Here is a 15,318-nt window from a genome sequence, read left to right as displayed (position 1 = left end):
TGCCAGATATTGAATTTTCAAGGTGCATAGCGAAAATTTATGTGCGAAGTTTGAGTTAACAGCTTAAAGGCGAGTTGCTTTAATCGGGCAACCATAGAGGAATGGATTCTCTGGTTAAAAAATGAGCGTAATTGCTGTCCAGCGACATGCAATAACCGCTTGGCTTGCCTGCGGGTTTTTCTAAAATATCTTGGAAGCAAAGAATTAGATTTTCTTTACCTGTATCATGAAGCAACTTTGATACTACGATTAAAAACACCGAAAACAAAAGTAAAAGGAATGAGCAAAAATGCTGTTAAGGTTTTGATGTCAGTACCTGATGTTACAACCAAAACCGGAAGCATTTGTTTTCTATTCCAGAAATACCGGAGTGTTTGGAAAACTTACACAACCATCTGTCAGTAAAATGCTTAAGAAACATGCCGTATGTGCACATAAAATATGCGATGAAGTTCCCATAAATCTTCATACACACCAAATACGACATGCAAAAGCATCCCACTGGCTTGAAGATGGTATGAATATCGTACAAATCTCTCTTCTTCTGGGACACGAGCATCTTCAAACAACTATGGTTTATCTGGATATTTCAAATAATAAAAAAGCTGCTGCATTAGCTACATTGTCTGATGAAACCAGTCAAAAAGTAACATCAAAATGGAAAAATGCAGATGGTTCTCTTCTAAATCTGTGCGGATTAAGCTAATTATTGTTGTATAAAAAATCTAAACCTTTTCCATTCAAAAGCATTATAATGGATACCTGCACGGAAAGGTTTGGATTTTATTTTGGTTTGGATAAATGAGATAATCGAAATGAAGAAACAAGAGAAAATCCATCAATAGTTTTTGTGGAATCCTGTGTGAATATATGTTATTATAGCATGTAGGGAAATAAGCCCTACATGCTATAATGATTGGAGTGAAAAAAGTGACACCAGAAGAAAAAAATGTCTTAGTTAAGTCCCAAAAGATTAGCAGGTGGAATGCACAAAAGCTATATTATGCTATTGGGAAAAAAGCTCAAAGGAAATGGACCGTAAAAAGAGGAGAGGTTTATTTTGTGGATTTGGGAGAAAATGTAGGTAGTGAAGAGAATAAAATCAGACCGGTTGTAGTTTTACAATCAAACGCATATAATTTTCATTCACCTGTTTTTACCGTAGCAATTATTTCTTCTAGTACTCTCACAATTCCAGATATTCAGATTCCAATAACAGGTAAATATCCATTTGTAGATGAAAATGGAATAACTAAAAACCTATGTGGTGCAATAGACCTTGGGCAGATAAAGACGATTGGTAAAGAGAGAATTGTGTCAAAGAAAGTTTGTGATTTATCAGCGGAAATGAAAGATGTTGATACTAAATTGTTGAATGTACTGGGATTAAGTAGTATAATGAAGAAAAAGGACAATTTAATTCAGTCGTTAAATGGAAAAGTAGAATATTTGAAAGAACAGCTTAAAAAAAATAATGAGGAATAGTTCATAAAATATTTGACTTTTCATATAATATTGGTGTATGATAGTCATACAGTTATGGTTGGTCTGGCGACTGACCGGTAAAAATTGATTCAGTTATGGTGAATCTGGCGATTCATCGGCAAGCCCTTACGAAAGTAGGGGCTATTTTTTACCCTTTTTTGGGGTAATGGATGTAGAAAGAAGGTGAGAAAATTGAAAATCAAAAAAGTCGGTGGAAAGCCTATGGTAATCCATACCAAAAAGAAAGCTAAGATTCATATACGTCGGCGCAAGAAGGCTTCCATCAAAGCTTCCAGCATCTATACGGTTGACCGAAGTCCGAAGATTAAAGGGTCGAAGATTACAACTACTGAAAACAAGAAGTTTCGGAGAAGTACGATTCATCCTGCCCCCAAGGCAAAGAATTTTTCCATTAAAGTTGCAGGAGCAGCCGCTGGAGATAACACTCTATTGGCTGTTGATGATGGAATTGTAATTGATAACGACAAGAAAGTAACTGTCGATAATGACAAGCATCTTGTAGTTGTCGACAAAGATGGAAAGAAAACAGTAATTGACGATTCGCAGTAATACTGGTAAAGAGGAAAAAACGTGGATAATATTATTACAGCGTATTTTTATGATGATAATTGATACATAAAGAAGTGCAACTGCACAAAAACAAGGAGTGAAACTATGGAGATTAAGAGAGATTCATACCTTGAACAGTTAAAGATAAGAAAAGATAACGGAATGATTAAGATTATCACGGGAATCAGGAGATGCGGCAAATCATTCCTGTTATTTGTGTTGTTTAAGAAATATTTATTGGAGAGTGGTGTAGATAATGACCACATCATTGTAGACGGCAGTCTGCTTGGTACTCTTCTTGCAAAACCAAAATCTTATCCAGTAGGTATGATTAATCTTCTTAATATCTATCCTCTGACCTTTGACGAATTTCTTGACGCTACAGACAAAGCTTTGTATGCTTACTATAAAAGCATTGAAAAAGAACAACAAATTGAAAAAATCTTTCACAACCGACTGACGGAAGCCTGCAACAATTACTTTATTATTGGCGGTATGCCTGAGTGTGTTGCCTCATGGATAAATATAAGGACCCTGCAAAGATTACTCAAATCCAACGCGATTTTGAAGAGGCTATTGAATGGCTTGTTTCCGCAGGCATGCTCAACCGTGTTTACAACGTTTCCAAAATAGAGCATCCACTTTCTGTCTTTAACAGACTGGATCAGTTCAAGCTGTTTCTGTTTGACACCGGTCTTCCTAAACATATGGCTGGTATTGATAATAGTGCTATTCTTTTAAAAACAGATTACCAGTTTAAAGGAGCCCTAACAGAAAACTTTGTTTTACAACAGCTTCGTGGGCAATTTGAAGTCGAACCCCACTATTTTTCAGATAAAAATAGTGAAATAGATTTTGTAATTCAATCTGCTACAGAAATCATCCCCATAGAAGCCAAAGGCGGTGAAGATAGGTCCGCTCCTTCCTTTAAAAAATATGTTATTGCTAGGAAACCGTCTTGTGCCCTTCGTTTTTTGAAACGAGGCTACCGCAAAGACGGATATATTACCAATCTTCCATTGTATCTTGCAAATAGAACGCGAGAGCTTTTATAATTTCACAAAATACCAAATCCCCCTTGCTCTAAGCAGTACCTATGGCTTAGGGCAAGGGGATATCTTGTTCAACTTTACAGCTTGAATTTATGATAATCCGCCACACCAAAACCAGATATATCTTCTCCATAAGGGTCATTATATAGTCCCGTAGAGTTTTGTAATTTCTAATTTCTCCTGTTATAGCTCAAGTCATTTCGTGCCTAAAAACTATATAATGTCCATGTAAAAATGTTAAATATCGACCAGACAATACTAAGTGCAATTAAATATAAATATTTCTTTTTATTACTTTCCTTATAATACTTAGCAAAAAACATATAAGGCACACATAATATAGTGCCGCAAAGAAAACAATCACACCGCATCCTAACAAGACATATTGTTGAACTTGTTCAGGCAACTCCTTATACCATCCGCCAAATCGAAATGCTGCTCCCAAAAGATGAAAAAACACCGGTACAGCAAAAATTAAGTCATAGCAAAAAAGTCTAAATTTTTTCTCTTGAACAGAAAAGCTTATCTTATTTTTCTGTTCCACTTCTTCATTTTCAAACTTACGTTCTCTACATTGAATCATTTTAAACTCCAAAGCATAGGTTTATATAAAATAATCGCTATAAGTATCAACTGTGCCACATTTGCCAGATAGGTCAAAGCAACACTAAAGCCATACCTCCAACAGTTTCTTTCCCAAAGCCGATTATATTTCTTTATATAGCGAAGCTCTAAAAAGTCCACAATGCAGCTCCAAAGAAAGCATATTTCGATAATTCCGATTGTACACAGCGAAAGTAGTCTTAGCCACTGTTCAGATATGCTCGCTGTATAGCCGGAAAACCCCCGGAGCAGATAATAACACGCCAATGGATATACCAGCAGGGCTGCCAGCTTTAAAATACTAACAGTGCCAAAATGCTCTCCGGTAAAAAGCCGCATACCAGCTACACTATCCCCCAAATAGATGTGATAATTTTTATTTTTGGCAAGCAGCTTTAAGTCAGCCCTTTCCATGTCCTGCTCTGAAAGCTCTGTACTTCCAACAGGAAAAGCAAATAACTTTTCTGCTTCTGAATTTTCCTGTCTTATAAAGTAGTCAAACCCCTTATTATGCTTTTCCAGCATCCATCCACGCTTTGCCATGCCACGATAATAGTAATTTGCATCTGCAATACCCAAGCAGGATAGAAGATGAAAAACTTCCATTCGTTTCATTTGCATACCTCACTTCTCTATATACTTTTAACATTAATTTATAAAATGAGTTGCCTATTTGTCGGGCAACTCATAAAATATATCATCCCTCAATTATCCATACTTAGCCATGAGCAAAACTCCGCACATATAGTATTTATACAGGTTTATGAGACATGACAAACCTTTTTATCATTCCAAAATATATAGTAATAATCAGTTCCATTGGTATAATTAGCTTGTCAAAACAAGCTCCACCGAAAGGAGCTGATTGTTATCTATCACCAAGAAATCCTAAACGATATCTGACTGTTTCCTTTCAACCAGTTGCTAAATTTTACGATTCACTCTTCCTGAATCTTGATCTTTCTTTCGTTCATGAATACCCTTCTACGGGGCGACCTGGTTTCTCCTACCACGCTATGATTTCAAACCTTGTTGACAATCTGAATAATAACCTTCTTATTGCACATTACTGCGGCTTTGATATTTCTTATCCGCTTTCATCTTACTGACATTTGACCGTTTCCTGATTCACTTTGATAATACCATTTTATCTGACATTATGCAATCACAGGTCATTTCACTCGCAGAGAAAGGTATTATAGATACTTCCTTCATAGGTTTGGATTAATTTTGAATTCAGCTTTCAATATTTTATCAAAACCAAGTTTATAGACAAATTCTTTTACAAAAAGCACACTTACACCAGAGAATAAGTTACCTCAATTAAAGTTTATTTTCATCTCTCGAGAAACTATCCAAATCTTACCACACATTTTTCATTTTGTTTATGACGTTTCAAGAGTAATTTAATAATTTTTTAAATTACCTCTAAAACGTCATAAACTTTTTTCTATTTTTATAGTATAGTAACCTCATCAAACAAAAGAAAGGAAGATTCTTATGCGATTAAAAAAACAATTTGCACAGTACTCACTACCATTATTTTCGTCCTAACAGTCGCTGTAAGCACCTTTGCAGAAGCACCAACAGGGAATCCTATTCCAACAGGAATAACTTCCTCTGCTATTACCACGGTATGATTTTTTAGCTGCTGCTTTCATAATATTTTTATTTTATGCAGCAGCTTTCCTCCACTTCAATTTCCTCGCCATATACAGCTTTAAAATGATTGAAAACAATTCCTTTTGTTACATTCTCCTGCATTAAATCCAGTAAATAATACGCCTGAATATACATTTGTTTTCTCTTTTCTCCTTGCGTATTCTGCCGTTCCATCGTATAAGCCGCATCCACAAGTATCTTTCCTACACCCCCAACTCTTCTACAGGATAATTCAAGTTGTATTTTTTTCTCCAGTTGTCTTAGGGCTTCTTCAAAGCAATCCTCTTCCTCTAAATAAAGTGCCAGATTTCCCAGAACTGTCAACATTCCGTATGCCTGAAATACCGGTGCAATTTTACTTTGGCGGTAGCCCCCCCCCCCATAATATCCTCATAAAGCTCTATCGCCTTTTTCTTTTGTCCCATTTGTGCATAAGCAATTCCCATTCCATTTAATATCAAAATCTCCTGCTTTGCCAAAACATAATCCTTTATTTTTGTCCAGTCCTCTAATTTCAGCGTCATTTTTAATGCCTCTTTCAGAAGCTTTAAAACCTCCTCCGGCTCTTTTTCCTTTAATTGAAGCTCCAGCATTGCCAACATGTAGCTGACATACTGCTGTCCCTCTATCGTATCCGGGCACAGGAATGCCAAAAGCTTTTCTTTTGCCTCCTGATTTCGATAGCGGCTGGCCAGCCAGTCTATTTCCCGCTTCTTTTCCAGAAGCACATAATCCCAGCAGCCAATTTCATTTGTCCGCTTTTCCTTTTTCCAGGAGACCCTTTCTGCCAGCCTTTGAAAATTCTTCTCTCTGGCTTTTCTTCCACCTTCGATACGAGCAAGGGTTTCCTGTGTACATATCCCCTCACTTAGCTTTTCCTGAGTTATCCCCATAGCCTTCCGATTTTTTCGGATAATTTCTCTATCCAGATAAAGCTCTCTTTTTACCTTTGTAAAAATTGATGTTTCAGAGACCTTATAAAAATATTCCTTTTCTATCGCCTCCAAAGCATCTTTTTGTCTTATCAGCCGCTCCAGCTCTTTTTCTTTACCTTCCAGCTCCTGTAATGCGATTATCCGAAGCTTCAAAAGCTCTAAGAGATTGGAAATTGTATTATTTTCTGTCAAAATCCTAATTGCCTTTTTACATAATTCCTGTACCTGCTGATACTTTTTCTCTTTTATCAACCGACGACAGTAAAGCAATACCGTAAATGGATAAATTTTTGCCTTTTCCTCTTCATCAAGCCACTGTTCTTCTATATATGCCAGCAGCCTTTCAAAAAAGCGACTTAGCTCCTCTTCTTCCTTTATTCTATCTGCCCATAGGAGAAATAATCCTGCCTCCAGCCAGCTTACCGCATGGCTCCAGATGCCTTCTTCTCTCCAAAAAGGCATAGTCCTGTCCATAGCACTTTCCAACCAGGCGATTGCCTCCTGCTTTTTTTGTTCCTCTGTCCATACAAGAAAAGCCCGTACCATATCCAGATATTGAAAATGTAATACGTCCTCTTCCATCAGATATTCTTCGTATTCCGCTAATTTTTGCTCTACCTCTCTATATTGCTCCTGTCCCAATGCCTCTTCAATGGAATCCCGCAGCACATAGAATTTATATTCTTCCTCTGATATGACATATTCCAGCTTGTCTGCACTTTTCCCCATGCGGCTCATAAAAGCCTCCAAAAGAAAGGTATCCGGTAAGTCGTTTCCCATTTCTATGCTTGACAGCTTCCGCTGCTCACATAAACCGCAGGCCAGCTCCTTTTGCGATATCCCTCTTTCTTCTCTTGTCCTTAATATCAGTTCTCCAATGCCGTGTATCTGCACACCTTTTCACCTCTCATATTTTATTTTAAATGTGCAAGATTATATTCTCATATTAATAAAACCTGCCGCAAATCTCAAGTATTCACCGCAGGTCTTATTTTATATTTTATTTACCATACTTCTGTCCAAGGTCAATTCTTACCAGCGACTTTCTAAGTGCCAGTTCAGCACGAACCTCATCGATTTCGCCCTCTGCACCTTTAAGTCTTCGTTCTGCACGAATCTTTGCCTCGTTGGCACGGTTCACATCAATCTCTTCCGGCCATTCGCAGGCTTCTGCCAGTACGATAACCCTGTCTCCCAGAATCTCCACAAAGCCCTCGTGGAGAGCAGCCTCCTTTACCTCGCCGCCATTCATAATCCGCATAACTCCCGGTGCAATCACCGCCGTCAGCGGAATATGTCCTGCCAGAATACCAATATCACCCTCTGTGGTCTTAAGCTCCAGCATATCAGCCTCTCCGGTAAAGAATACCCGTTCCGGGCATATCACCTGAACCTGAAATAATTTATCTGCCAAAGGAATACCTCCTATTTGTTATCCATTCTAGCAAGAACATCATCAATATTACCTGCATTTAAGAAGTAGCTCTCAGGAATATCGTCATGCTTGCCCTCCAGGATTTCCTTGAAGCCCTGGATTGTCTCAGATAACGGTACATACTGACCTGGTAAACCGGTAAACTGCTCTGCAACGTGAAACGGCTGGGATAAGAATCTCTGAATCTTTCTTGCTCTTGCTACTAAAAGCTTTTCCTCCTCAGAAAGCTCGTCCATACCAAGAATAGCAATAATATCCTGCAGCTCCCTGTATCTTTGCAGAACCTCCTGTACGCCACGGGCTACCTTATAATGCTCCTCACCTACGACACGAGGGTCCAGGATACGGGAGGTAGACTCCAACGGGTCAACCGCCGGATAAATACCCAGCTCTACAATAGCACGGGAAAGTACAGTGGTTGCATCCAGATGGGCGAAGGTAGTAGCCGGAGCCGGGTCCGTTAAGTCATCCGCAGGGACATAAACAGCCTGTACGGAGGTAATGGAACCATTCTTTGTAGATGTAATACGCTCCTGCAAAGCACCCATTTCTGTCTGTAAGGTAGGCTGGTAACCAACGGCACTAGGAATACGTCCCAATAACGCGGATACCTCAGATCCTGCCTGAGTAAAACGGAAAATATTGTCGATGAATAAAAGCACATCCTTACCGCCTTCATCACGGAAGTTCTCTGCAATTGTAAGACCGGTAAGACCAACTCTCATTCTCGCTCCAGGTGGCTCGTTCATCTGACCGAACACCATGGTAGTTTTATTAATAACGCCGGACTCTATCATCTCGTAGTACAGGTCGTTACCCTCTCTGGTACGCTCACCTACACCGGTAAATACAGAATATCCGCCGTGCTCGGTAGCGATATTCGTAATCAGCTCCTGGATTAGAACGGTCTTACCTACACCGGCACCGCCGAACAGACCAATCTTTCCACCCTTCTGATAAGGACAAAGTAAGTCAACAACCTTGATACCTGTCTCCAGAATCTCGGTAGAGGTTGACTGCTCCTCAAAGGAAGGTGCCTTTCTGTGGATTGGCATATATTTTACACCTTCTGGAGCCGGTTTTTCATCAATCGGCTGACCAAGTACATTAAACATACGTCCTAATGTATTTTCACCAACCGGTACAGAAATTGGTCCGCCGGTTGCTTTGGCATCCATACCACGCACAAGACCATCGGTAGGTCCCATAGCGATACACCGCACCGTATCATCTCCCAGATGCTGGGCTACTTCTACGACCAGTGCTTTGCCATCTTTTGTCTCAATATTAATAGCATCATAAATTTCAGGGAGCTTACCCTCCTCGAATTTAATATCAAGTACCGCACCGATAATCTGAGTGATTTTTCCGATATTTAAATCTGCCATAATTTCGCTCTCACTCCTTTTTCATATTTTGCTGTTGCAAGGCTGCAAGCCTCGTGATACTACGAGCTGCTCCGTGCTACGCACTCCCACAGCTCTAACCTCTTCGAAATCCGCCCTAACGGGCTACTTTCTCAGACGTTGCGGGCTCCAAATCTGTGCTTTTTTATGCTAGCATAAAACGCACAGGCTTTTCGCCCTTGTATCACTCTATCGCAGTTGCTCCTGCAACAATTTCGGTAAGCTCCTGTGTAATGGAGCTCTGTCTTGCTCGATTATATTTCAAAGATAAATCAGATATCATTTCCTCTGCATTGTTAGTTGCATTATCCATCGCCTGCATACGGGCACCGTTCTCACTGGCTAACGCCTCGATTAAAGCACCATAAATAATGCCATTGATGTATTTTGGAATGATTTTATCCAATACCTCCTCTGCCTCCGGTTCATAATTCATGAGAGTCAGCCTGTCTGCCGCATTTTCCTCCTCCGAAGGCTCTGCCGGTTCAAAGGGCAGAAGCTTTAAAAGGGTAGGAATATGGGTTACCGTATTCTTAAATACGGTATAAGCCAGATAAATTTCTCCCACTTCATCGTTAGAGAAAGCGTCCATGACTGCTCTGCCAATGGCCGCGGCATCATTGTATAAAGGCTGGTTTATGACCTCGGAATAATCCGCCTTAATCTCATAGCCTGCCCTTGCCAGAGCATCTCTGCCCTTTCGGCCAATAGCATATACCCTAACGTCCTCTTTTTCAAAATCACCTCTGGTAATCAGCTTAACTACATTTGCATTGTAGCCGCCTGCCAGACCACGGTTTGAGGTAATGACGATAACTGCCTTTTTCTTAGAAGAGCCGCCGGAAAGCATTGGATGTGACAAAGTACCGGATTTGGAAAGCATCATATTAATTGCTTCATACAAATATTTAAAATATGGCTTCGCTTCCTCCGCATTGCTTTTTGCCTTCTGCAGCTTTACGGTGGAAACCAGCTTCATTGCCTTTGTAATCTGTCCGGTGCTTTGGATACTGCCTTTACGTCTTTTGATATCTCTCATTGACGCCATGGTCTAATCACACCTTCCTGTTAATTTAAGAACTGCTTTTTGCACTCTTCGATTGCCTTTACGAGCAGGCTCTCTGTTTCCTCACTAATTACCTTTTCTTCACGGATTTTCGCAGGAATATCCGGATATTTGGTATCAATAAATTCAAATAATTCCTTCTCAAAGGCCAGAACATCTGCTACTGCAATGTCCAGAAGATGCTTTCTGGTCGCAGCATAGATAATGATAACCTGATATTCAACTGCCATCGGCTGATACTGAGGCTGCTTTAATACCTCGCGGATTCTTTCACCCTGTGCCAGCTTCTGCTTTGTATCCTCATCCAGGTCAGAACCAAACTGGGAGAATGCTGCCAGCTCGCGGTACTGAGCCAGGTCAATACGGATTGGACCTGCAATCTTCTTCATCGCCTTAATCTGTGCTGCACCACCTACACGGGATACGGACAGACCAGCATTTACTGCAGGACGGAAGCCGGAATTGAACATTTCGGTCTCCAGATAAATCTGACCATCAGTAATAGAAATAACGTTAGTCGGAATGTACGCAGAAACGTCACCTGCCTGAGTTTCAATAATAGGCAGAGCAGTTAAGGAACCGCCGCCCAGCTCATCGGAAAGTCTCGCTGCACGCTCTAACAGTCTGGAATGTAAATAGAATACATCTCCAGGATAAGCCTCACGTCCAGGTGGTCTCTTAAGCAGTAAGGAAAGGGTACGATATGCAACCGCATGCTTACTTAAGTCATCATAAATAACCAGTACATCCTGTCCATTTTCCATCCATTCCTCACCGATTGCACAGCCAGAGTACGGAGCAATATACTGTAATGGTGCCAGCTCACTGGCTGTCGCTGCAACAACAGTTGTATAGTCCATTGCACCGTATTCCTCTAAGGTCTTAACAATGGTAGCTACCGTAGAAGCCTTCTGTCCAATAGCTACATAAATACATTTTACATTCTGGCCCTTCTGGTTAATGATAGTATCAACAGCAATCGCTGTCTTTCCTGTCTGTCTGTCACCGATAATCAGCTCACGCTGACCACGACCAATCGGTATCATGGAGTCAATGGCCTTGATACCTGTCTGAAGCGGCGTGTCTACAGACTTTCTGGAAATAACACCAGAAGCCACTCTTTCAATCTGACGATATTTCGTAGTTTCAATAGGACCCTTGCCATCAATCGGCTGTCCTAAAGCATTTACAACACGTCCAAGCATAGCATCGCCTACCGGCACCTCTACTACTCTTCCGGTTGTTTTAACTGTGTCACCTTCATTTATATTCTTGGAATCACCAAGCAATACGGCACCAACATTATCCTCCTCCAGGTTCAGAACCATTCCGAAGATTTCATTTGGAAACTCCAGAAGCTCACCAGCCATGGCCTTTTCCAAACCGTGGATACGGGCAATACCGTCGGCTACCTGAATTACCGTACCAACATCAGAGACTTCCAGCTTTGTGCTGTAATTTTTGATTTGCTCCTTGATAACAGAGCTAATCTCTTCCGGTCTCAAATTCATGATACTTGTGCACCTTCTTTCTGTTCATTCTAGTTGAGCTGTATCTTCATCAGATCCTTTGCCATATTATCAATCTGGGTACGGATACTGGAATCCACAACTCTGTCGCCTATCCGGATGACCATGCCTCCGATTAAGGAAGGGTCAACCTTATAATCCATGTTGAACTCAACATATTTTGTTACCTCTAAAAGCCGTTTCTCTACGGCTGCCTTCTGCTCATCTGTCAGAGCAACTGCAGAGGTAACCTTCGCAGTGCCGATGTTTTTATATTCCATTACCTGGTCCAGGAAATACCGGAAAATCTCAGGAATCTCATTATGTCGTCCCTTCTGGACGATAATTACAAGAAAACCTACAATGTTATCAGAAACCTCTCCCTTGAAGACATTTTCGATAACCTTAATTTTTTCTTCCCTGGTAACCTTTGGGTGGTTTAAGAGATTTAAAAGCTCTTCATTTTCGGCAAATGCGTCTAAAACGGCCTCGGCCTCCTTCGCAGTGGCATCCATGGTATTTTCCTCTACTGCCAGCTCGAACAGGGCATCACCGTAGGTTTTAGATACTAATTTTGCCATGTTTCATCACCCATCTCTTTTAACGTGTTTTCGATTAACTCGGCCTGTGCCTTTTCATCCATGGATGCTGCGGCAACCTTGCCAGCCATTAAGGATGCAACGGAAATCATTTCCTTCTTAACCTCATCCTTAACCTTGCTCTTTTCCAGTTCAATCTCTTTATTGGCTCTCTCACGGATACGGGCTGCTTCTGCGTTTGCCTCGTTCACAATCTCGTTTTCCTTCTTCTGAGCCTTTTTACGGGTTTCAGAAAGGATTGCCTCTGCCTCTTTACTTACCTCACTAAGCTTCTTGGAATACTCTGCCTGAAGTCTTCCCGCTTCTTCTCTTCCCTTCTCGGCAGCCTCCATATCTGCTGCAATCTTATCCTGACGCTTTTTCAAAAACTCCCTTGCAGGATTAAACAGCAGGTAGGACATGCCCAGGAACAGAACGAAAATAGCAAGGGCTTCAATAGCAGCATCTGCAAGAAGCTGTAAGTCCAGTCCGAAGAGACGATCAAATCCCTCTGTTGCTAAAAATACGTACACTTTTTGGCCTCCTTCCGCTTATGGTCTTATTAAATAAGCCACCAGCTATTTATTAAAGCTTACCAAGAAGTGGGTTAGCGAATAACAGAATAAGTGCGATAACCAGACCATAAAGACCTGTTGTCTCTGCTACGGCCTGTCCTAAAAGCATAGTAGACATGATGGTTCCTCTTGCTCCCGGATTACGTCCTACAGCGGCAGCACCCTGTCCAGCTGCATTACCCTGTCCAATACCAGGACCAACACCGGCAATCATTGCCAGACCTGCACCAATTGCGGAACATGCTAAAATTAAACCTTCGTTTGTAATATTGCTCATAATTAATTTCCTCCTTAAAAATTAAATTAAGAATTTGATTTACGCTGAGGCTTCATCACCGATAGCATCGGCAATAAATACCATCGTTAACATAATAAATACGAACGTCTGAATGGCTCCTGAAAATACATCCAGATAGGCATGCAGAGCTGCCGGCCAGATTAAGGTGCAAACCTTTGGAAGCAGGCCATAAATCAATGCCAGCATAACCGTACCGGATAAAATGTTACCAAACAAACGCAGGGACATGGAAATCGGTGTTGCAAACTCTCCAATCAGGTTGATTGGGAAGAATAAGAAAATCGGCTCAAATAGTCCCTTAATCTTACCGAACTTCTGATACTTGAAGCCGTTATACTGTATCATAACCCAGGTAATAATTGCCAGCGGAAAGGTTACACCATAATCCGCTGTCGGCGGCCGCAGACCAAACAAGCCTGAAATGTTGGAGAAAAAGATAAACGCAGCCAGGGTTCCTACATAATTTGCAAATTTCGGAGCCTGCTTTGGTCCCATATTGGAGACCACCAGATTATCCAGACTTTCTACCAGCAGTTCAATCACGTTTAAGAAAGGGCCCGGTACCTTATTTGGGTCTGCTTTTTTGATTGCGATATTCGCTGCAATCGAAAAGGAAAACAGCACAATCAGAACAATCAATATGGAAATATGAGTTGTTGTAATATGGAGCGTCTGTCCAAAAAGCTCATATTCACCATATGACTTTACTCCAAGGCTTACATCATTACTTGCACGTATAAGGTTCACAAATGCAACTCCTTGGTTCACTCTTTCACCTTCCTTTGTCAAAAATTTTACTTGTTATGCCCTTATGAAGCACCGGCTGAAAAAATGCAGCAAATTTTAATGTCAATATTCCGAGAACCACTCCAATAATATTGAAAATCCCCGATAATTTTAATGCTGCAAGCACTGCTGCACCCATAATGAGCATCCTGACTCCTGTCATGGCACGGGCACGCTTTGCGGCACCCTCCTCATCCAGATCCAAAGTCATCTCCAGCGTCTTATACATGTGGAAGCATAAGCCTGCCGCTACGGCTCCGCCGAAAAAAACACCAAGAAAAAAAGCCAGCCTGTCCTCTGTCAGTATTACCCCGACAATACTGATTAAGGCAGAGAATAAAACAATCCCAATAATCAATTCTAAAAAGGTTATTTTTTCTTCTCTCATTTTACACTCCCATCCTTTTTTCGCTGTCCTTTTCTGCGACCGTCCCTTGCATTCTTAAGCTCCGCAAAATAGCGAAGCTCTGCTTCCTCCCTCTCCAAATCCTTTGCATAGAATTTTCTCATCAAAAGATAGACATTACGGAAGGCTGCAAAAACGCCGAAAAGCACAAAAACAATAAAGAGATACTCTGTACCAAACCAGTCATCCAGCTTTAATCCGACATAAACACAAAGAAAAATCGGTACAAGCATCGTAATGCCAACCTGTGAAATCATTGTCAATGCCTGCAGAACTGTTTTGTCTGATTTTTTCAAATATCTCACCTCAATTATCCTTTCATGCTAATATTTATATTATATACGGCTTTTTTCTGAATGTCCACCCAAATTAGCGATATTTTTCTTTCTATTTTACCCTGGATATGCTATACTATCCGAAAAGGCAGTGCTACTGTTATAGCAAGGAGCGATACTTATGAAATCTCAATGGAATCTGTACCGAAAGAGATACCTTCCCGATGAAATCGTTCACTTAAAAGATGATATTATCCTGTACCAGGATGAGCAGTGTATTGTCACCTCCTGGGAAACCTTAAAGCCACGGAAAGATATAAAAAGGGGAATTTCTGCTTACTTTACAGGGGAAGGAATCAAGGTAAGTAAGGTCTTCAATGCCAGAAACGAAGTCGCCTACTGGTACTGCGATATTATCCGCACCGAAAAAATTGACTCTTCTCTTATTTTTCATGACCTTTTGGTAGACATCATTGTCTACTCCGATGGTTTTGTAAAGGTTGTCGACTTAAACGAGCTGGGACAGCTTTTAAGTGCAGGAAAAATTGATGCAGCTTTTGTTTCTGATGCTTTAACAAAGGCCAATCGGCTGCTTTCCCTGATTTATGACAACAGCTTTGGACAGTATCAGGCTTTCATTAACAAATTTGACCAATGAACGCCTTTGTGGTATACTTA

18 protein-coding genes and 1 pseudogene are annotated in these 15,318 nt (G+C 40.8%); 5 read left to right on the top strand and 14 right to left on the bottom strand.

All coding sequences use genetic code 11. The annotated features are described in order from the left end of the window. Window positions 1-319: 319 nt before the first annotated feature. The 4 genes and pseudogenes from ASU35_RS07190 (at window position 320) to ASU35_RS20135 (ending at window position 3,110) form a co-directional block, all read left to right on the top strand. Entirely contained in the window at window positions 320-706 is a 387-nt protein-coding gene (locus ASU35_RS07190; protein WP_058352354.1) for a tyrosine-type recombinase/integrase, read from the top strand. A gap of 224 nt (window positions 707-930) precedes the next feature. Further along, window positions 931-1,485: a type II toxin-antitoxin system PemK/MazF family toxin gene (locus ASU35_RS07185; protein ID WP_058352353.1), complete on the top strand. Its 555-nt coding sequence runs from the start codon at window positions 931-933 to the stop codon at window positions 1,483-1,485. Window positions 1,486-1,677: 192 nt separating this feature from the next. After that, window positions 1,678-2,055, top strand: coding sequence for a hypothetical protein (locus ASU35_RS20590; protein ID WP_058352352.1), 378 nt, complete (start codon window positions 1,678-1,680; stop codon window positions 2,053-2,055). A 105-nt stretch (window positions 2,056-2,160) separates the two neighbouring features. After that, window positions 2,161-3,110, top strand: a pseudogene (locus ASU35_RS20135) (ATP-binding protein). 265 nt (window positions 3,111-3,375) lie between these two features. On the opposite strand, the gene ASU35_RS07165 reads toward ASU35_RS20135, so the two are convergent. The 14 genes from ASU35_RS07165 to ASU35_RS07100 form a co-directional block, all read right to left on the bottom strand. Next, on the bottom strand, window positions 3,376-3,690 hold the full coding sequence (locus ASU35_RS07165; RefSeq protein WP_058352350.1) for a hypothetical protein: 315 nt from the start codon (window positions 3,688-3,690) through the stop codon (window positions 3,376-3,378). Further along, entirely contained in the window at window positions 3,687-4,325 is a 639-nt protein-coding gene (locus tag ASU35_RS07160; RefSeq protein ID WP_058352349.1) for a hypothetical protein, read from the bottom strand. Before ASU35_RS07160 ends, ASU35_RS07165 begins: the two co-directional genes overlap by 4 nt. Before the next feature lie 1,053 nt (window positions 4,326-5,378). Further along, a complete protein-coding gene (locus tag ASU35_RS07155; protein WP_058352348.1) occupies window positions 5,379-5,699 on the bottom strand; it encodes a hypothetical protein in 321 nt (106 codons plus the stop codon). Next, window positions 5,693-7,201 carry a helix-turn-helix domain-containing protein gene (locus tag ASU35_RS07150; RefSeq protein WP_058352347.1) on the bottom strand — a complete coding sequence of 503 codons (1,509 nt, stop codon included), beginning with the start codon at window positions 7,199-7,201 and terminating at the stop codon, window positions 5,693-5,695. The genes ASU35_RS07155 and ASU35_RS07150 overlap by 7 nt, the downstream gene beginning before the upstream one ends. A gap of 106 nt (window positions 7,202-7,307) precedes the next feature. Beyond that, window positions 7,308-7,721 (bottom strand): ATP synthase F1 subunit epsilon, encoded by a 414-nt coding sequence (atpC, locus tag ASU35_RS07145; protein WP_058352346.1) that lies wholly within the window; start codon window positions 7,719-7,721, stop codon window positions 7,308-7,310. Window positions 7,722-7,732: 11 nt separating this feature from the next. Continuing rightward, window positions 7,733-9,130, bottom strand: a complete 1,398-nt coding sequence (gene atpD / locus ASU35_RS07140) for a F0F1 ATP synthase subunit beta (RefSeq protein ID WP_058352345.1) — start codon at window positions 9,128-9,130, stop codon at window positions 7,733-7,735. Window positions 9,131-9,332: 202 nt separating this feature from the next. Then, window positions 9,333-10,196: an ATP synthase F1 subunit gamma gene (atpG, locus tag ASU35_RS07135; protein WP_058352344.1), complete on the bottom strand. Its 864-nt coding sequence runs from the start codon at window positions 10,194-10,196 to the stop codon at window positions 9,333-9,335. A gap of 20 nt (window positions 10,197-10,216) precedes the next feature. Beyond that, window positions 10,217-11,725: a F0F1 ATP synthase subunit alpha gene (gene atpA / locus ASU35_RS07130; RefSeq protein WP_058352343.1), complete on the bottom strand. Its 1,509-nt coding sequence runs from the start codon at window positions 11,723-11,725 to the stop codon at window positions 10,217-10,219. Window positions 11,726-11,754: 29 nt separating this feature from the next. After that, the gene (atpH, locus tag ASU35_RS07125; RefSeq protein WP_058352342.1) at window positions 11,755-12,303 is read right to left on the bottom strand and encodes an ATP synthase F1 subunit delta; all 549 of its coding nucleotides are present in this window, start codon (window positions 12,301-12,303) and stop codon (window positions 11,755-11,757) included. Beyond that, a complete protein-coding gene (atpF, locus tag ASU35_RS07120; protein WP_058352341.1) occupies window positions 12,291-12,833 on the bottom strand; it encodes a F0F1 ATP synthase subunit B in 543 nt (180 codons plus the stop codon). Before atpF ends, atpH begins: the two co-directional genes overlap by 13 nt. Window positions 12,834-12,885: 52 nt before the next feature. Then, window positions 12,886-13,152, bottom strand: a complete 267-nt coding sequence (atpE, locus tag ASU35_RS07115) for an ATP synthase F0 subunit C (protein WP_058352340.1) — start codon at window positions 13,150-13,152, stop codon at window positions 12,886-12,888. A 39-nt stretch (window positions 13,153-13,191) separates the two neighbouring features. After that, complete coding sequence (gene atpB / locus ASU35_RS07110; RefSeq protein ID WP_058352357.1) at window positions 13,192-13,920, bottom strand: F0F1 ATP synthase subunit A; 729 nt, start codon at window positions 13,918-13,920, stop codon at window positions 13,192-13,194. Between the two features lie 25 nt (window positions 13,921-13,945). Beyond that, the gene (locus ASU35_RS07105) at window positions 13,946-14,347 is read right to left on the bottom strand and encodes a hypothetical protein (RefSeq protein WP_058352339.1); all 402 of its coding nucleotides are present in this window, start codon (window positions 14,345-14,347) and stop codon (window positions 13,946-13,948) included. Next, window positions 14,344-14,661 (bottom strand): AtpZ/AtpI family protein, encoded by a 318-nt coding sequence (locus tag ASU35_RS07100; protein ID WP_058352338.1) that lies wholly within the window; start codon window positions 14,659-14,661, stop codon window positions 14,344-14,346. The genes ASU35_RS07105 and ASU35_RS07100 overlap by 4 nt, the downstream gene beginning before the upstream one ends. 160 nt (window positions 14,662-14,821) lie before the next feature. On the opposite strand from ASU35_RS07100, the gene ASU35_RS07095 reads away from it, so the two are divergent. Beyond that, window positions 14,822-15,298 (top strand): ribonuclease FAU-1 family protein, encoded by a 477-nt coding sequence (locus tag ASU35_RS07095; protein ID WP_058352337.1) that lies wholly within the window; start codon window positions 14,822-14,824, stop codon window positions 15,296-15,298. The last annotated feature ends 20 nt before the right edge of the window (window positions 15,299-15,318 follow it).

This window comes from Acetivibrio ethanolgignens (assembly GCF_001461035.1).
Classification (GTDB): domain Bacteria; phylum Bacillota; class Clostridia; order Lachnospirales; family Lachnospiraceae; genus Velocimicrobium; species Velocimicrobium ethanolgignens.
Note: the sequence above shows the minus strand (reverse complement) of the source record. Positions and strands in the feature narration are given on the sequence as shown.